Origin of the sequence: Leptospira tipperaryensis (assembly GCF_001729245.1) — a bacterium.
Classification (GTDB): domain Bacteria; phylum Spirochaetota; class Leptospiria; order Leptospirales; family Leptospiraceae; genus Leptospira; species Leptospira tipperaryensis.
Genome location: NZ_CP015217.1, coordinates 3,065,562 through 3,083,439, shown reverse-complemented (window position 1 = coordinate 3,083,439; position 17,878 = coordinate 3,065,562). Strand labels below are relative to the sequence as shown.

General features: G+C 42.6%; 18 protein-coding genes. 12 read left to right on the top strand and 6 right to left on the bottom strand.

The window, feature by feature from the left end; all coding sequences use genetic code 11:
* Positions 1-248: 248 nt before the first annotated feature.
* Positions 249-677 carry a hypothetical protein gene (locus tag A0128_RS14375; protein WP_069608148.1) on the top strand — a complete coding sequence of 143 codons (429 nt, stop codon included), beginning with the start codon at positions 249-251 and terminating at the stop codon, positions 675-677.
* A 95-nt stretch (positions 678-772) separates the two neighbouring features.
* Entirely contained in the window at positions 773-1,756 is a 984-nt protein-coding gene (locus A0128_RS14370; protein ID WP_069608147.1) for a UDP-3-O-acyl-N-acetylglucosamine deacetylase, read from the top strand.
* Between the two features lie 14 nt (positions 1,757-1,770).
* Here the strand turns inward: A0128_RS14370 and A0128_RS14365 are convergent, their stop codons facing one another.
* Both A0128_RS14365 and A0128_RS14360 read right to left on the bottom strand, forming a co-directional pair.
* A complete protein-coding gene (locus tag A0128_RS14365; RefSeq protein ID WP_069608146.1) occupies positions 1,771-2,520 on the bottom strand; it encodes an SDR family NAD(P)-dependent oxidoreductase in 750 nt (249 codons plus the stop codon).
* 60 nt (positions 2,521-2,580) lie between these two features.
* Positions 2,581-3,009: a MarR family winged helix-turn-helix transcriptional regulator gene (locus A0128_RS14360; RefSeq protein ID WP_069608145.1), complete on the bottom strand. Its 429-nt coding sequence runs from the start codon at positions 3,007-3,009 to the stop codon at positions 2,581-2,583.
* Between the two features lie 355 nt (positions 3,010-3,364).
* Between A0128_RS14360 and A0128_RS14355 the strand changes: the two genes are divergently transcribed.
* On the top strand, positions 3,365-5,092 hold the full coding sequence (locus A0128_RS14355) for an alpha-glucosidase (protein ID WP_069608144.1): 1,728 nt from the start codon (positions 3,365-3,367) through the stop codon (positions 5,090-5,092).
* A gap of 91 nt (positions 5,093-5,183) precedes the next feature.
* On the opposite strand, the gene A0128_RS14350 is transcribed toward A0128_RS14355, so the two are convergent.
* On the bottom strand, positions 5,184-5,978 hold the full coding sequence (locus tag A0128_RS14350) for a dienelactone hydrolase family protein (RefSeq protein ID WP_069608143.1): 795 nt from the start codon (positions 5,976-5,978) through the stop codon (positions 5,184-5,186).
* Between the two features lie 315 nt (positions 5,979-6,293).
* On the opposite strand from A0128_RS14350, the gene A0128_RS14345 reads away from it, so the two are divergent.
* Complete coding sequence (locus tag A0128_RS14345; RefSeq protein ID WP_069608142.1) at positions 6,294-8,210, top strand: adenylate/guanylate cyclase domain-containing protein; 1,917 nt, start codon at positions 6,294-6,296, stop codon at positions 8,208-8,210.
* On the opposite strand, the gene A0128_RS14340 is transcribed toward A0128_RS14345, so the two are convergent.
* Complete coding sequence (locus A0128_RS14340; protein ID WP_069608141.1) at positions 8,195-9,145, bottom strand: helix-turn-helix transcriptional regulator; 951 nt, start codon at positions 9,143-9,145, stop codon at positions 8,195-8,197. The two genes, A0128_RS14345 and A0128_RS14340, sit on opposite strands and share 16 nt — an antisense overlap.
* A gap of 146 nt (positions 9,146-9,291) precedes the next feature.
* On the opposite strand from A0128_RS14340, the gene A0128_RS14335 reads away from it, so the two are divergent.
* The 3 genes from A0128_RS14335 to A0128_RS14325 all read left to right on the top strand — a co-directional run bounded on the left by A0128_RS14335 (position 9,292) and on the right by A0128_RS14325 (position 10,944).
* Positions 9,292-10,173, top strand: a complete 882-nt coding sequence (locus tag A0128_RS14335) for an SDR family oxidoreductase (protein WP_069608140.1) — start codon at positions 9,292-9,294, stop codon at positions 10,171-10,173.
* On the top strand, positions 10,170-10,352 hold the full coding sequence (locus A0128_RS14330) for a hypothetical protein (protein ID WP_069608139.1): 183 nt from the start codon (positions 10,170-10,172) through the stop codon (positions 10,350-10,352). The genes A0128_RS14335 and A0128_RS14330 overlap by 4 nt, the downstream gene beginning before the upstream one ends.
* Positions 10,353-10,554: 202 nt before the next feature.
* On the top strand, positions 10,555-10,944 hold the full coding sequence (locus A0128_RS14325) for a hypothetical protein (RefSeq protein ID WP_069608138.1): 390 nt from the start codon (positions 10,555-10,557) through the stop codon (positions 10,942-10,944).
* A 52-nt stretch (positions 10,945-10,996) separates the two neighbouring features.
* Here A0128_RS14325 and yqeK read toward each other — a convergent pair whose 3' ends face one another.
* Both yqeK and A0128_RS14315 read right to left on the bottom strand, forming a co-directional pair.
* On the bottom strand, positions 10,997-11,596 hold the full coding sequence (gene yqeK, locus A0128_RS14320) for a bis(5'-nucleosyl)-tetraphosphatase (symmetrical) YqeK (protein WP_069608137.1): 600 nt from the start codon (positions 11,594-11,596) through the stop codon (positions 10,997-10,999).
* Positions 11,597-11,661: 65 nt separating this feature from the next.
* Positions 11,662-12,693, bottom strand: a complete 1,032-nt coding sequence (locus A0128_RS14315) for a DUF3089 domain-containing protein (RefSeq protein ID WP_069609312.1) — start codon at positions 12,691-12,693, stop codon at positions 11,662-11,664.
* Positions 12,694-12,910: 217 nt separating this feature from the next.
* Here A0128_RS14315 and A0128_RS14310 point away from each other — a divergent pair, with 217 nt between their 5' ends.
* The 5 genes from A0128_RS14310 (at position 12,911) to A0128_RS14285 (ending at position 17,871) form a co-directional block, all read left to right on the top strand.
* The gene (locus A0128_RS14310) at positions 12,911-13,285 is read left to right on the top strand and encodes a DUF1304 domain-containing protein (RefSeq protein ID WP_069608136.1); all 375 of its coding nucleotides are present in this window, start codon (positions 12,911-12,913) and stop codon (positions 13,283-13,285) included.
* A 167-nt stretch (positions 13,286-13,452) separates the two neighbouring features.
* Complete coding sequence (locus A0128_RS14300) at positions 13,453-13,932, top strand: flavin reductase family protein (protein ID WP_069608134.1); 480 nt, start codon at positions 13,453-13,455, stop codon at positions 13,930-13,932.
* A 304-nt stretch (positions 13,933-14,236) separates the two neighbouring features.
* Positions 14,237-14,719, top strand: coding sequence for a hypothetical protein (locus A0128_RS14295; RefSeq protein ID WP_156781849.1), 483 nt, complete (start codon positions 14,237-14,239; stop codon positions 14,717-14,719).
* A 243-nt stretch (positions 14,720-14,962) separates the two neighbouring features.
* Entirely contained in the window at positions 14,963-17,200 is a 2,238-nt protein-coding gene (gene purL / locus A0128_RS14290) for a phosphoribosylformylglycinamidine synthase subunit PurL (protein WP_069608132.1), read from the top strand.
* Positions 17,201-17,217: 17 nt separating this feature from the next.
* The gene (locus A0128_RS14285) at positions 17,218-17,871 is read left to right on the top strand and encodes a leucine-rich repeat domain-containing protein (protein WP_069608131.1); all 654 of its coding nucleotides are present in this window, start codon (positions 17,218-17,220) and stop codon (positions 17,869-17,871) included.
* The last annotated feature ends 7 nt before the right edge of the window (positions 17,872-17,878 follow it).

Genomic DNA, 17,878 nt, shown 5'->3' with positions numbered 1-17,878 from the left:
CTTGTTTTGACCGGAAAGGGTTAGATTCTGAAAAGCCTAAAGGATAAAAAGAAAAGAAGGAAAAATTTTTACAACGATCAACAAACAAATGTTATTCGGATTTTCTTATAAAAGAAGACGCAAAAACCAAAAAGGGTGCAAAAAAAAACCTCAGGACAGTTAATGGATCTGAGAGATCTAACCTCTTTTTCACTTTTATAAAGAAAGGAAATAAGGTTCTATCGAATTTAAACAAACAGGAGATACTAATGGTATCAGGAATTACACTCATCGTGCTCAGCATCCTTGCCGTGCCTTCTTTGCTTTTAGCAAAAAAGCCGGATGCAAAGGAATTGCTCGCTAAGATTTCACCTTATCAAGGATGGATCGGTCTGGTTTTCTGCTTCTGGGGAATTTACGGAATCGTTTTCCAAGGACTTCTCGGACTCGGATGGCTTCCAACTTGGCCAATCTATTGGGTAACCGCTCTTGCAGGAAACATCGTACAGGCAGTTCTCGGATTCATCCTCGGGTTCGGAACCATCTCTACTTACGTTCTCTCTAAGAACGAAGAAGCCAAAAAGAAAGGAGCAGAACTTCTTGCGAAATTGGCTCCCATCCAAGGTAAGTTGGGAATTTTTGGAATTGCAGTAGGAATCTGGACCATTGTAGCGTCTTTCCTTTTCTACGGAGTTTAATTCCATTTTTCCGGGTGATACGTTTCACCCGGAACATTCCTTCTCGATTTAAGATTGCATTCTTTTGAAAAAATGACGCCCATAGTCGTTTTAGAATGCAAATCCACACAACACTCCAAACGATCTCCGAACTCAAAAAAAACCGATTCCCGGAGATTGATCGATTTCCAAAACACTTTGTCGAAGATCGATTTCCTATCGAAGTCAAAAATTCTTATACCATTCAAAAAGAATTCTCAGTAAAAGGTGTTTCCACGCTGGAGAATCAACCTTCTACGATTCGGGTAAAACCGTTCTCCGGAGCTTTTTCCAAATTCTCTCATTCTCAAAAAACTCTCGAACTCAAACCGGAATTTTGTATCAAAGGAAATCATAATATACAATTGGGCGATGTGAAGATCATCGAACATCCGATCGCACTCATGTCCGCCTTCGGTCTTTATCTTGATTTTGATCTTGAGAAGTCGAGTTTTCCGACTTTCGATTTTTGCGATCAGGTGTATTTGGACGGAATCGCAAACAACTTGCGGGTGATCGGAGAAGTTCCTCCGATCACGGTAGCAAAACCTTTTGTGATGAGTTGGGAAAAGGGATATTGTATTTTAGAACCGGATGAAGGAAATCTCAAACTCATCTTGGATCATCAGGTGAGTTATCCGGGCTCCACGGTCGGAAATTCCAGAATTACAACCGAACTGACACCGGAAATTTTTTCTTATATCGCTTCCGCGAGAACGACCGCGTTTCGACCAGGCGAAGAAGCCGATAAATTTTATCAGATCGGTTTGGCGGGAGGTTTGAAGGATTATCCTTTTACGTTGGAAAACGTAATTTTGTTAAACGAAGAGAGAATTTTCAACCCGAGAGAAAAGTTCGCGCACGAAGGAAAGAATTACGAATTTCTTGCACACGAACTGATCGACATCCTTGCGTGGATTCGATTTGTGGAAGAAGAATATAAAGGAAGGTTCTTCGGAAAGATGACTACCTTTCTCTTTGATCATCATAAACAAATCGATATCGCTCAGTTCGTCTGCAATCGGAAAGAATTTTCCGAAATCGGAATCAGAACTCTTTAAAATACATTCTAATTTTAGAATCCGATCATCATTCCACCGTCGACTCGAAGAGTTGCCCCCGTAATCCAATCCGCTTCGTTAGAGGCGAAAAAATGTATCGCGGAAGAAATCGATTCTTCCGGATTTCTCCCGATCTTGAGAGGAATTGTTTTCAAGATTCCTTCTTTCACTTCTTCGGGAAGATTCGGTGCGAAGTCGTTGGCGATAAAACCGGAAGCAACACAGTTGACCGTTACGTTTCTCGAAGCGAGTTCTCTCGCTGAGGATTTTGTCAGAGCCATGAGTCCGGCTTTCGCGGAGGAATAATTCGATTGACCGCCGTTTCCATAAAAGCCGGAAACCGAACCGATGTTGATGATGCGACCCCATTCTTTTTTGATCATATACTTCGCGGCTGCTTGTGTTCCTAAGAACGCACCTTTTAAATTTACGTCAAAGACCTGATCCCATTTTTCTTCGCTCATTCTCAAAAGAAGATCGTCTTTGATGATCCCCGCGTTGTTGATCCAAATATCGAGACTTCCGGTTTCTTTGAATGCAAAATCGGCGAGTTCCTTGATCTGGCCTTTTTCTTTTACGTCGCAGAGTTGACCAAAAACCTTTCCGACTTTTAGGGACTTTAATTCTTCGATCGTTTTTTCCAGAAGAATCGGATCGACGTCGGATACTACGACGGTTCCATTTTTTGTCAGAAAATTCTTTGCGGTTACTTTTCCGATTCCTCTTGCGGAACCTGTGATCACGATTGTTTTTCCCAAGAACATAAGTTTCTCCTTTTATTTATTTCGATATCGAAATAAATGATTTTAAAAAATAAAACTCTCTTACTTTTCAAAATTAGAATGAACCCTTTCCAGAAGACGGACCAGAGTTTCTTTTTCTTCGGGAAGAAACCCTTTGTATAATTTCTGAGTCGTCGTCTGCGAAGCGCGGATCACGGCTTCTCTCGTAGTTTTTCCTTTTGCGGTCAAAACCGCGGTAAACACGCGTTCGTCGTCGCTGGATTGAATTCTTTTGATATATTTCAATTCTTCCATCTTATCCAAAAGTGCAGTGATCGTCGAGTTGGTTCGATCCAATACTTTGGCGAGTTCTCCCATCGTCATTTCTCCCGATACTCCGAGAGCGTACAAAACGCCTCCGTGCGCTGGGACGAGATCCTTGATCCCTTCCTTTTCGAATTCTTTGGTTAAGAATTTCTGGATTCGATCTCTCGACCTGGATAACAGATGAATTGCAAATTCCTGTTTCATTTATTTCGATGTCGAAATAAATAGGATTTTTGTCAACCTAAAAATCGAACAGGATCTTTTCCGGTTGTTATCGGATTTCAAAAAGGTTCCCGATATTCTTTAAATTTAAAGGAAAACCTTCCGATTTGGAAGTTCGAGCGATTTTATTTTTCTAATTCTTTGATGTATCTTTTTGCAATTTTGATTCGGATTCATTCTTTTTAGGAGACAGAACTCGGCGTTATTGAGACTCTTAGAAAGAATCATTACAAATAGAAGTTTTACCCTAATCGACGTTCTCTGAAGTCCATTCTTAGAATACCGTCTTGACAGCTTCCATTCTAAGATTTTTGATTCCATTAAAGCCTGAAGAGATATGAGTTCTATAAAATCTAAAAAGAAATCCCCGATTCCCATTCCGACGAACAAATGGTGGCAAAAGACCACGATTTATCAGATCTATCCTCGTTCCTTTGCGGATACCAATGAAGATGGAATCGGCGATATTGCCGGTATCATTTCTAAATTAGATTATCTAAAAGATATGGGTTTTGAAACCCTTTGGATTTCTCCTCTTTACAAAAGTCCTCAGAGAGACCACGGATACGACGTTAGCGACTATTACTCGATCTCCCCCGAGTATGGAACTCTTAAAGACGCCGAAAAATTAATCAAAGAAGTTCATAAAAGAGGAATGAAGATCGTGTTCGATATGGTGATGAACCATACTTCCGATGAACACGAATGGTTTAAGGAATCCCGTTCCAGTAAAGACAATCCGAAACGCGATTGGTATATCTGGAAAGACGGTAAAGGGAAGAATAAACCGCCTAACAACTGGAGTTCGTTTGTGACTCCGAATGCCTGGCAATACGATAAAAAAACCGATCAGTGGTACTGCGCGAGTTTTCTCGATTTTCAACCGGATCTAAACTACTATAATCCCGAAGTCAAAAAGGCGATGTTTGACGTTCTGCGCTTTTGGCTCAAAAAGGGTGTCGATGGTTTTCGTTTGGATATCTTTCACGCGATCTATAAGGACAGACATTTTAGAGACAATCCGTTTCGTTTTAAGTACTTAGTCACCGAAAACGATCACGACGGTTATTTTCAGAGAAGGCTCTATACGGTTAATCATCCGAATAACTTCGAATTTGCGAAAGAACTCAGAACGGTCTTGGACGAATTCGAAGGAGATCGTTTTTCTGTGGGCGAGGTCGCGGGTGACGATCAGATCATCAAACGTTACTTAGGTGAAAAGAGGGACGGACTCAATCTGATCTTTCTTTTTGAAACCCTTATGTTAAAATTCAAGACGAGTTTTTTCAAGGGCATCATCAAAAAGATGGAGGAAGTCTATCCGGCTCCTTATACGCCGACTTATGTTTTTGGAAATCACGATCAAAGACGCTATATGCGTAAGATCAACAACAACTTGGAAAAGGGAAAGTTGGTAGCGCTGTTTCAGTTTACGGCAAGAGGTGTTCCGGTCACATACTATGGTGAGGAGATCGGAATGACAAATGAAACGATCAAACTCACCGAGGCTCAAGACCCGCTCGCAAGAATCTATCGCTGGTTAGGCGATACTCTTTCCGAATTCCTAGGTTTGGCGGATATCATCATTCGCGACAGAGCAAGATCTCCGATGCAATGGGACGATTCTCCAAATGCGGGTTTTACCACAAAAAAAGGAAAACCTTGGATTCGAGTTCACGGAAATTATAAAGTAAGAAACGTAAGCACCGAATCCGAAGACAAGGATTCTCTTCTGAGCGTCTATCGTAAGGTCATTCATCTGCGAAACGAAAGTAAGGCTCTAAGAGAAGGAAGTTTGACTCTGATAGAAGAAGGTGTTCCGAAGGATATGCTCGTTTATATTCGAGAGTTTGACAAAGAGCGGAAGATGGTGATTTTTAATTTCGGAAAAAAAGAACGTCTTTTCTCTAACTCAACGGATTGCAGAAAGTATTGTTTTTCAACCAACACCTACGATCACAATGAGTTTGATCTCTTCAAGGTTCCACCTTGTTCGGGTCTGATTTTGGAAAATGAACATTCTCTCAAAAGTTCTAAAGGACCGAAAGGTAAGAATAAAAAATAATCTACTCGCCCGAGCCTTTAATCTTTAACGAAAAAAGCTTTCTTTCTTTCGAAACATAACGATCAAGAGAAAGAAAGCCGCTCCATTCTTATTAAACTTTTGGTTTTGGAAAAATTTCCTTAAAGAAGGAAAGGAGTTCTATCCAAGAACGTCGATCCGCCTTCGCGTTGTAGGCCGCACCTTTGGAGTTATCGTTTCCGGCGTCTTTGATCGTAAACGAATGAACTGCCCCTCCGTAAGAAATAAACTGCCAGTCCACTCCTGCCTTTCTCATCTCGTCCTGAAACACTTCCACTTCTTCTTTTTTTACAAATGGATCGTCTGCTCCGTGTAAGGCGAGGACTTTACCGGTAATGTTTTTCGCGTCTTCTATATTAGGAGTTTGTAATCCTCCGTGAAAACTTACGGTTCCTTTGATGGGAGCCCCGCTTCGAGCGAGTTCCAGTGCGACCGTTCCGCCGAAACAATAACCGATGGCCGCAATGTTCTGCGCGTCGACTTCCGGTTGTGCTTTTAACGTTTCCAAGGCCGCGGTGATTCTTGCGCGCATCAGTTTCCGATCTTGTTTGAACTGACCGGCCAACTTAGAAGCTTCTTCCATACCTTTGGGACGAACTCCCTTTCCATAGATGTCCGCCGCAAACGCAACGTAACCCAATTCAGCCAACTTATCGGCGCGCATCTTAGAATTTTCTCCTAAACCAAGCCAGTCGTGTACAACGAGAACCGCCGGAGCCGTCTTTTTAGAGCCGAGTTCCGGATAGGCGATATAACCTTCCAAAGTGGTTTCCCCTTCTTGATAGACGATATTTTTTGAAATCGTTTTGGCCGCTATGGAAACGGAGAATAAATGTAAAAACGCAAAGAGAGTTAAGAATTTTTTCATGAATCGATTACCTCGTTTTTCTTTTGACAGATTCAAAAAAGAAAAGCAATGCATTTTATAAGAATTTGATAATCTTATCCAATTCTTATATCGCCTTTGCGGTGTTCCGGTGCGGCGCTCGAACGTCCGGATTCAAGCGAATGCTTTTTTACAATTCTTTCCAAAGAATGGAAGATGTTGAAAGCGGGCGGAGGCGAGAAAGTTGATAAAAATCTTTCCTATTCTTTGGAAAGAGTTGAACGAAAATGAATTCCAAATCTTTTCGTTACATACCATTTAGAAAATCCTAAAAGTAGCGCGTTATACGAGGTCGAGATGTTAAACCGAAGAGACTCATTCTTTCTAAATACTTTTTTTGTTCTATGTATTCTTACGTTTACTTCCTGCGGACCTTCCGGAAATTCTAAGATTCCGCCTCGCGCGGAGAAAGGAATTTTGGATCTGAGAGAATGGGATTTTAATTCCGACGGGATCGTTAAACTGGACGGGGAATGGTCCTTTGTCTGGAAACAACTCCTTCTTTCTAAACCGAATACGATTCTTCCCGACGCTAAATCGTATTTTGTTCCCGTACCGGATATCTGGAATTCTTATAAAGAGATCGAAGGAGTCGATTCGGCCGCGGCATACGGATACGGAACTTTTACGCTAAAGATTTTGTTAAACGACAACCAAACCACACTCGGACTTCGTTTTCAAGACGTCGGTACGGCCGGAGCGATCTGGGTGGATGGAAAAAAATTAATCCGAAGTGGAGTCGTTGGAACCGACGAGAACACTTCTAGGCCGCAATATCTCCCTCGTTACGTCGATTTTCAGACTTCAGGAAACGAAGTTCTCATCCAAGTGGAAGTTTCCAACTTTCATCATTTCAAAGGTGGGATCTGGGAAACGGTTCGCCTCGGAAGCAAAAAGAACATTCAAGACGATAGGGAGAATCGTTCTGCGACCGAGATGTTTCTTTTTGGAAGTATTTCGATTATGGCTCTCTACCATTTCGGTCTTTTCTCTTTGCGAAGAAAAGACAACTCGAGTTTGTTCTTCGGTTTATTTTGTTTTGTCATCGTCGTTCGTTTGCTCATGACCGGAGAAAGATTTATTCTACAAAAATTTCCGGACATACCTTGGGAACTCGGAAGCAAAGTAGAATATCTTTCCTTTTATCTGGCTTGGCCGATTTTTCAGAAATACATGGACAGTATTTTTCCCGGGGACATGCCTACGTTTGTATTAAAGATCTGTAGTGCGATCGTAGGTTTCTTTTCGCTTATCATTTTGTTTTTCCCAACTAAAATTTTCGCGCTGACCCTAATTCCTTACCAAGGAATGCTTCTTCTCTACTTACCTTTCTTTTTCTTTTGGTTGGGAAGATTCATCTATCGAAAACGAGACGGGGCGATCATCGCGGGAATCGGAGTTTTGGCTTTGATCGCGGCTGCGATCAACGATATTTTACAAAGTCAAACTCTCGTGAGTAACGGATATTATCTTCCGATCGGACTCTTTTCGTTTATTTTCGCTCAGTCTTATATGTTATCTTTGAAGTTCTCCTCGGCGTTTGTCTCGATCGAAAACTTATCGGCGGATCTTACGAGAACAAATCAATCCTACAGTCGTTTTGTGCCTTTGGAGTTTTTAAAGTTTCTCGGGAAAAAGAATATTACGGAAATTGAATTAGGAGATCAGACCCAAAGGGAGATGACGATCCTTTTTTCGGATATCCGATCCTTTACTCAGTTGTCCGAAAGGATGACTCCTAAAGATAACTTCGATTTTTTAAATTCTTATATGGGAAGAATGGGGCCTATCATTCGAAAACACGGCGGGTTCGTGGATAAGTATTTAGGCGACGGGATCATGGCCTTGTTTCCCGATTCTCCTGACGACGCGGTGGAAGCCGCGAAAGAAATGAAATCAGCTTTGGAAGAACACAACCAGAGCCGTTTGGAAAGAAATTATGATCCGATTCGGATTGGGATCGGAATTCATACGGGAGTTTTGATGTTAGGAACCATCGGCGAAGAGGCGAGGATGGACGGAACGGTCATCTCCGACGCAGTCAATCTTGCTTCTCGAATCGAGGGACTTACGAAAGAATACGGAGTGGACATTCTTCTTTCCGATGAAAGTTATCAGAAGATTCGAAATCGAAAAAAATATATCTTTCAAGAATTGGGAAAAGTCTCCGTAAAAGGAAAACAAAATTCCGTCGGAGTCTACGAAGTCAAATAGGATTTGAGAATCCCTTCTGCGGAAGCGGTGACAGCTTCCCGAAGTTCTTTCGGTTCTAAGACGACGACTGAATTTCCAAGTCCGAGTATGTGGTGCAGGGCCCATTCCATCGTTTCAAAGTTTACTTTCGCTTTGATCCAGTAATCGTCCATTGTAGAATATTCTAATATACAATTGTATGTAAACGATTTGAACCGATTAAGTTCTTCCGTTTTGATTTTAAGAGACACGGTATAGGTCGGAAGTTTTGAAAAGAATGCCTGTGTGCTTTCCTGCCAATACTTTTCAAGATCGAACTTCTTAGGTCTTTCAAAGGATTCTCCGAGTTGTGCTTCGAGAATTCTTGAGATCCGAAAGGTCCTAAATTCTTTTCCATACTTTGCGATCAGATACCAGACCTTTCCTTTTGCGACGAGGCCTAACGGAAGTACGATTCTTTTTTTGGAGATCTCGTCCGATTTGTAACGAAGAATCACTTTTCGATCCTGCCAGACCGCTTCCTGCAACAAAGGAAGAAACGGAAATTCTTCCTTCCAATTTCCCCAACCGGCTCCGTCGATATGAATTCTCTTTCTGATCATCTCAGCTTCTTCTTGATACGCGGCGGGAAGAGAAGCCATAAACTTCATAAAGGCGGAATCGAATTCTTTCTTTCGTCCGAGATCGGAGGCGATACGAGTGGAGCTCGTAAGAATCATCGAAAAAACTTCTTCCTTTTTCATTCCGGTAAGATTGGTCCGATAACCTTCGGATAATTCCCAACCACCTTTTGATCCTCGTTCTGCGAACACGGGAACCCCCGAGGCACTCAAAGCCTCCATGTCTCTATGAATGGTTCTTTCCGATACTTCGAGTTTACGCGCGAGATCGCGAGAAGAGATTCTTCCCTTTGCCTGGAGTTGGAGTAGAATGGAGAGGAGTCGATCGGCGCGCATGATTCTATTCTAATACATTAATTATGACAAAACCTGTCATGTATTTCTTTCTAAATTCTCCAGAAATCAAAAAATAACGCATTTTAACAAACCGAATTTCAGATATATGACAGTAATTGTCATCTTCTCCGGGTTAAGATGAAGGTATGAAAGAAAGAATTTTAGAGGGTAAGACGGCCTTGGTCGCCGGAGGAACTCGAGGAGCGGGGCGAGGCATAGCGATTGCGTTAGGCGAAGCCGGCGCTACCGTTTATGTTACGGGAAGAAGCACGAAGGAATCCCGTTCCGAGATGAATCGAAAAGAAACCATCGAGGAAACCGCCGAGCTCGTCAATGAAAGCGGAGGAAAAGGAATCGCAGTCAAAACGGATCATACAAACTCAAACGAGGTCAGCGAACTCGTTCGAAAGATCGATAGCGAGCAGGGGAAGTTGGACATTCTCGTTAACGATGTTTGGGGAGGGGATCCTTATATCCGCTGGGACGAAAGATTTTGGGAACATTCTCTCGAAAATGGAATCAAAGTCCAGAGAACTTGTTTGGAATCTCATCTCATCACAAACTACTTCGCCGCACCTCTGATGATTCGGAATCGTTCCGGTTTGATTTTGGAAATCACCGACGGAATCGATTATCGCTACCGCGGAAATCTATATTATACTTTAATAAAGTCTTCTATCATCAATCTTTCCCGTTGTATTTCTGAGGAACTAAAACCTTTCGGAATTACGGCTCTTTCGTTGACTCCCGGTTTTTTGAGATCGGAGGCCATGCTCGATCATTTCGGAGTTCAAGAAAAAAACTGGAAGGACGCGGTCCTAAAAGACCCGCACTTTATCGTCTCTGAAACTCCCGCGTATATCGGTCGAGCGGTCGTTTCCCTTGCAGAGGATAAGAACGTCTTCGAAAAGACTGGAACTTCTACGAGCACCTGGAAGTTATCCGAAGAATACGGTTTTACGGATTTGGACGGAAGTCGTCCGCACTGGGGAAATTATTTTAAGGAAAAATTTGGAGAAGAATTATGAAAATTGAATATTCTCAAGAAAGAATGAAGTTGGCGCCCGAAGAATTGCAGGTTTCGACCGGAACCCTGAGTATGGTTTCGAGACTTCTTTTTCCGGGTTCGCTTTTGACCGCGTATCGGAATCATCATTCTGAGATCGTATCCGAAGAGAAAATTCCTTTGGAAGAGAATACGGATTGAAACTATTATAATCAGAGAACGGTTCGATTCTAAAGTAGAGAAGCGGGCAAGAACGTTAGAAGCCGGACTCAGAACCTAAACTTCCGCCCGTAACGAATCTTTATCTCATGCGGAATAAGGATTGAATCCGTGAGGGCTTAGGATAAATTCCTAAAATTCTCGAAAGCGATTTTAAACTTATGAAAACTATTAGGAAAGAAAAATGAAACAGTATTTGGTTAGAATTTTGAGCTATGGATTTTTGGTTTGGTTGATTCCCTTCGCGGTCGCGATTCCGTTTTATTCGAGGGATGGAATATTGCTGACGGATCTTTTTTTGTTTAAGACCGTTATGCTTCTCGTCGGCAGTCTTACGGGAAGTCTTTTACTTGCATCACTCGCGGTAAAAGTCGCAGGAAAGGTTTTATCTACTCTCCTGTTTGCAGGTTTTGTCTGGCTGGTTATCAATTGGGGTTTGGACTTTTTGATTTTGATCCCGATGTCGAAGATGAGTGTCTCCGATTATTTTATCCAGATCGGATTGCGTTATCTCCCGATTATGATCGTTGCGTTTTCGATCGGTTGGGCTGTGGATAAAAGATCGAATTCGTAATTCAAAAGTGTTCGAAACGAGTGGGTTCTCTTACTCGTTTCGAACCTTGATTTTATAACTTCGTTTCACATTTTGAAACGGCGAGGTTGTAAGTCGCTACCGTTCTCGGATGAATTTTTTTATTTCCTAAAATCAAATCTTGCATCGTATTCTTCGCCTTGTAAAGAACTCCCATAAATAGATTCTTACGAGCTTGTTCTCTCCATTCCGGATAGAGCGGATTTTTCTCTGCGTATTCGGATCCTAAAAAATCGGCTGCATAAAGTATTAGATCCAAAGGGCCTGGGGTTTCCGCACCTAACGTGTGATTGCGAACCGCAGAAAGAACGGATTCGTTTTTTAGATTGTATTGCGACTTGAGATAGATGGCCGCAGAGTAGGCGTGCCAGGCGGCGGAAGGAAGTTGTTCCAATTCTTCCTGACCGGATTCCTTGAATAACGTTAGGTGAAATTCCGGGGTTTTTTGTTTTGTAATGTCGTGAACGATTCCGGCGAGATAAGCAAGACCGGCTTCTTCCTGAGAATGAAGGATCGCCAACTCTTTTGCAATCTCCGCTACCTTGAGAGAATGTTCCCAGCGTGTGATCGTTATTTCGACGGGAACGATCTTTTTAAATTCTTGCGTCTTAGCTTCCAATTCGGAGGAAGTCATCGAATTCTCCTTTTAAAATTCAATCGTGTATGACGTCGCGACGAAGTCCAGTGCAAATTGAAAATCTAATTCTTCTTCGATTTTAGAAAGGTGTCGATTCTTTCCGGAAGGTTGTTTCGAATGTTTTGATAAAAAATTCCGTAATCCAATACGTGATAGTTATCACTGAACCAACGGGAAAAACCATCCGCATTCGGTTTAGAAATTCGAAGAACGCCGTCGCTGCAACGCGCGCTACAGAGTTTGGGTTTTATTGTTTTGAATTTTCCGTTTACTCCGCCGGAATGTAAATCCGCGCTCGCGAGAATTTCGTCCGCGTTCCAACTGATCGGATTGACGCACATATAAGGGCCTTTTAGATCGTGAGGAAGTTTGCCGACTTCTGCCTTTTCTCCAAAAGTTCTCCAGCTGATCACACAACCCGTCTGAGTGTTGTTTGAACAGACAGGAATTTTTTTATAAGAACCGATCGGCACCGCGCCACCGAGTAAATACGCAGCGACGAGTTGATCGGTAAGGGGAGAATTGTCTATTTTTTCCCGTAAGAGTCGAGTCGCGAGGTGGGTTCCTTGGCTGTGAGACGCGATGATAAAGGGTCTTCCTTGGTTCCATTCTTTGAGATAGGTTTCAAAAGACTTGAGTACATCTTGATATGCTAATTCTAAGGCAAGTTTTCCGTTTTCCGCGTCTAAAAAAGAATAGAGAGTGGCCTGTCTATAACGAGGCGCGTAGATTTTGGCGCAACAGTTAAAAACACTAGCTTGTTGACGAATCGTTGATTCGTCGGTTCTTTCGTTTACTCGCGTATCTTCCAGGGAAGCGTTCCATTCTCTTCCATAAAACGTCGTCGGATGAACAAAGAAGACGTCCACTAACGCTTGGCTCTGGTTGTCTTGGAGAAAAGATTCCGAAGGAACCTTGTCCGCTTCGTCTTTTGTTTGAGGGAGCGCCGACCAAAACTTTAAAAGTGTATAATCCGGTTCTTTGGGACTTATGTGTTCCGAATAATTTCCGGAAGGTCGAATGATCCAGAGACAGGAAAAAGAAAATGATACGGAAACAAAGAGAGTCAGAATTAAATAAAAACGATTTCGCATAACAATTCTCCAGCTTCGAAATTTTAGAAAAAGAAGATATCCGTTCGGGATTCTTCTGATTCTTTTTGTTGGAATCGACCCTGTCAATTCGGTTTATCCGCTTTGTAAGCCTGAAAAAGTTTTGAAAAGAGTTTAAATTGGAGATGATTTTTTTTGAAAAACTGTAACAGTTTCGCGGACCCGTTTTCCAAATGCACGAATACCGAAAGGAAATCCAATGAAACTCACCAAAACGATCTTAGTAATCTTTGTCGCAGTAGAACACATTCTCTTTTTAGTTCTGGAAATGTTTCTCTGGGAAACCCCGTTTGTTCTCAAACTCTTTAACATGACACCCGAAGTCGCGAGCGTTTCCGTAAAACTTGCGATGAACCAAGGACTTTACAACGGCTTTCTTTCCGCGGGTTTATTCTGGGGAACCTTCTTTGTGTCCGATAAAAAACAAAGCGAGAAGACGATTCTTTTTTTCTTAGGTTGTATCATCGTTGCGGGTATTTTTGGCGCGGCGACCGCTAAGTTCTCCATTCTTTTTACGCAAGGGTTCCCCGCCGTCTTGGCTCTCGTTTTTACATTGTTGACTCGAGAAAAATAAACCGGATACTTACTCCTTCGAATTTGTTTCGTAAAAAAACATCCGAAGGAGTAAGGTCGATTTTTACAAAGTAAAATCTAAGAATTCTTTGATCTAAATTTTTATCCAAGTTCGGTTTGTCCCGGCGAGAAGTTGACAGAGAACTTTCCGTTTTTAAGATCGACCTCATGAAAATCACGGACGAAGTTTTTAAGAATGCACTCTCGCATTTTCCGTCGGGTGTCACCGTCATTACATATTCTCATCTTGGGAAAAACAGCGGTCTAACCGTAAGCAGTTTTAGTTCTCTTTCTCTCAATCCTCCTCTGGTTCTTTTTTGTTTGCAGAAGAATATCGCAAGTCACGATCCGATTCGAAGCGAAGGAAAATTCGTGATCAATATTTTAGCACAAGGACAGGATTCTCTTTCCAATCAATTCGCCTCGGGAAAAACCGACAAACACGCGCTTATCGAAGAACTCAATTGTAAAAAAGGAGAATTGGATCTCCCCATTCTTCCGAATACTCTTTCTTATATCGAATGCGAAGTGGATCAGTTTGTGGACGGAGGGGATCATTCGATCGTAATCGGAAGAGTTGTCTCGGCCGGGGCCGACGATACACAACGTCCCTTGTTGTATTATCGAAGAAACTACTATTCGATCTGATTTATTTTCGGAACGGCTTCGCTCAAATTCAATTTTAGAATAGAATTGGGTATGGAATTGTTATGCGAAGTGCTTCTGCGGTTTGAGATGAGAATTTATCAATTCTGACTTGATTCAAAAAATTGAATTTAGTTTTGAGGCGCGGAAATGTTTCGGCGTTGCTGTCGCCGAGATGAAATCTCTTCTTACTCATTGTTATAAACAAAAAGAATACTCTTCGATCTTTTTCGTTTCCGTTTCAAAAAAGGAGATGAGGATTGTTGATTCTATCAGGACGAAAGAAACTCGAAATTTTGGAGCGAATGTGGAATACTCGTATATCTTAAACGTAAAACAACAAAAGAAGAATTATTTGTTCGGTTATTACAATCGACCGATTCTTTGGTTTCAGAGAAGATTTCTACCCTTTCTTCTATTGATCATCTCCGCTCTGGAATTTTATTTCTACTATGGAACGGATCGTTACGTGATTCCTTTGTTTTTTGGATTTCTCGGCGTGTATTATATCCTAAGGCCATTTATTTTTTTGAGAAGAATTCGGTTTCAAGATACCAACGGAAAAATTTCGATCTCGGAGAATGAATTGAAGATCTCCGATGAAAAGGGAGAACTCAAGATTCTTCCGGAAGAATTGTTGAAGATCATTTCTAAAAAGCACTATTTATTTTTGAAAGTAAGAATCCACGCGGTTCAATACTTTCTCCTCGATCTGGATTCTATCGAGGGGGATTCGAAAGAATTTGCGCGTGAGTTGGATGAGTTTTCTCGTCGGAAGATCGCGGGCTAACTTTTGTGAACTGAAAATTTTCGGATCTAAGAAGGAGTTCCTACATTTCAATGGACTTCGAAATTCTATAACCAATCGCTATTCTCGAGCCATTGTGGGAACTCTCACGAAACACGATTTTTCTAAGGAGCAACTTTCACTCTCCAGATCGGCATTCTTCCCGGAGAATGTGGGAACTCCTTCGATGAATTTATCGGAATATTTGATTTTCAGAGGGCGACTCAGAAAAAATACTGACAATCGATGGAAAAAGACGCCGTCTCCTTACAAGACGCCCTGGAACACGGGCTTACCGCAGAAGAATTTCAAAAAATCCAGGACATCCTGGGAAGAATCCCGAACTCCACAGAACTCGGAATTTTTTCCGCAATGTGGTCGGAACACTGTTCTTATAAAAACTCGATTCTAAAATTAAAGACGCTCCCAACCTCTTCGGATAAGCTCCTCGCAAAAGCCGGAGAAGAGAACGCGGGCGCGATGGATATCGGCGACGGACTCGCCGTGGTCTTTAAGATCGAAAGTCACAATCACCCGACTGCAGTGGAACCGTATCAAGGCGCGGCGACCGGTGTCGGCGGAATCATGAGAGATATCTTTACGATGGGCGCTCGCCCGATCGTTTCTCTCAATTCTCTTCGTTTTGGAAATCCCGACGAACCCCGAAACAAATATCTTCTTTCTCGCGCGGTCAAAGGAATCGGCGACTACGGAAATTCTCTCGGGATCGCGGTTTCAGGTGGAGAACTTTTTATCGATGAATGTTTTTCTAAAAATCCTCTCGTAAACGCGATGACGGTCGGAATTGTTCGTCACGATCAGATGGCGAGTGCGACCACCGGTGGACAAATCGGAAACGCGGTTTATATCGTCGGAGCTACGACGGGAAGAGACGGAATCCACGGAGCCTCCTTTGCTTCCAAAGACCTTTCAAAAGAATCCGAATCCAAACGTTCCGCAGTTCAAGTCGGAGATCCGTTTATGGAAAAACTTCTTATGGAAGCGAGCCTCGAAGCGATTCAGAAAGGTCTCTTGATCGGAATTCAGGATATGGGCGCCGCGGGAATTTCCTGTGCTACTTCGGAGATGAGCGCAAAGGGAAAGACAGGGATGAAGATCAACTTGGATCTCGTTCCTTTCCGCGAAACCGGAATGAACGCCTACGAAGCGATGCTTTCCGAATCTCAAGAAAGAATGCTTGTGGTTCCTAAAAAAGGAAAAGAAGCCGAGCTCGTATCTATATTCGAAAAATGGAATTTGAATGCGGTTCAAATCGGAGAAATCACAAACGACGGATTTATCGAAATTCTTATGGGTGGAATCCGCAAGGCCCATATCCCCGCCGAATGTCTCGTGTTAGGCGGAGGAGCTCCCCGTTACGAACGCGAAACCAAACGTCCTTCTTATCTGGACGAGGTAAAATCATGGAAACCGGATTCTCTTCCCGACGTAACTTCGGGTAAGAATGCGACCGAAGTCCTGATTCAAATTCTTTCTTCTTGGAACGTCTGTTCCAGAAGGCCGATCACGGAACAATACGACAGCGAAGTTGGACTCGTAAAACTCATAGGGCCCGGACTCGACGGAGGACTTTCCTCAATCCCCGACACAAACAAGGCGCTCGCGACCGCAACCGATTGTAATTCCAGATACACGTATCTGGATCCTTACAAGGGCGCCGAGTTTGCGGTTTGTGAATCGGCTCGTAACGTCTATGTAACTGGCGCGCGTCCTCTCGGAGTCACAAATAATCTCAATTTCGCAAATCCTTATATTCCGGAAAACTACTATATGTTTTCGGAATGTATTCGAGGGATGGGGGACGCCTGCCGTTTTCTCGAACTCCCCGTAACCGGAGGAAACGTTTCCTTTTACAACGAGTCTCCGGAAGGCCCGATCTTCCCGACTCCTACGATCGGAATGGTGGGAATTCTTCAAGACAAAACAAAACTTCTTTCCAACTTTCCGAAAGAAGCCGGCATAGAACTTGCGATCCTCGGAAACTTCCGCCCTTCTCTCGGTGGAAGCGAATACTTAAAAAAGGTTTACGGACAAGTCAACGGAGCGATTCCGGAACTCGATATCAAAGAAGAATTGGCCCTCTGCAATTTGATTCTTTCCTTGAATGAAAAAGGAATTTTGAAATCGGCCCGAGATCTTTCTCTCGGAGGAATCGCGATCGCACTTTCAAAGACGGTTCTTTTTTCTCGTCTTGGAATTTCCGCGGACTTGAGTTCTCTCAAACAAGATCGTCTCGATCTGACTCTTTTTGGAGAAACTTCCACGGCGGTTCTCGTCGGCTTTGTATCCTCCGAGAAGGAAGAGATTCAAAAACAAACACAAGCTTCCGGACTCAAATTCTATTCAGTCGGAAAGACGAACGAAAGTGGAGTATTAGAATTTCAAAAAGAAGGAATCCGTCTTTCTTTTGATCAGTTGAACGAGCCCTATGAAAACGGTTTAGAAGCCATATTCGCACTCTAAAAAAGGAAAAGGAAAGAATGAAGTCTCTCTATTTACAAAAGCAAACCCTGATTCTTTTTCTCTCTCTGTCCGTTGTTTTTGCAACTGCCTGCAAGAAGAATGCGGAAGAAATATTAAACGAAGCGAAGGCGAATCCCGCTTCGGTAACGATTCTCGATTTAGGAATGCAAAAGTTGACTGCAATTCCCGAGGGAGCTTGCGGATTTCCCAATTTAAAACGTCTGGACCTTCGTCTCAACAGTTTGGCCGCTCTTCCGGATTCCCTCGGAGAATGTAAGAGTGTGGAACAACTCAACGTTTTCGGAAACGACCTCACAACCTTTCCTTCCGAGCTTTCTAAATTAAAGAATCTGAAAGTTCTTCTCGCGGGGAACAACGATCTTACCAATCTTCCGTCCGAACTTCTTTTTTTACCGGAAATCAAAACGATCTACATGGATCAGAACAAGCTGACTCTGACCGAGACGGACGTGGACATTCTTGCGAGTCTTTCCAACTTGGAAGAATTGGATCTGAATCTAAACTCGGGGATCAAAGTTCTTCCGGCAAATTACACAAAGCTGAAGAATCTAACTCGTTTAAAAAGATTGAATATTAAAAAAACATCACTCAAAGGAGAAGACGCAGAGAAACTCCAAGCGATTCTCCCTAAAACAAAAATCGACTATTGATATCTAT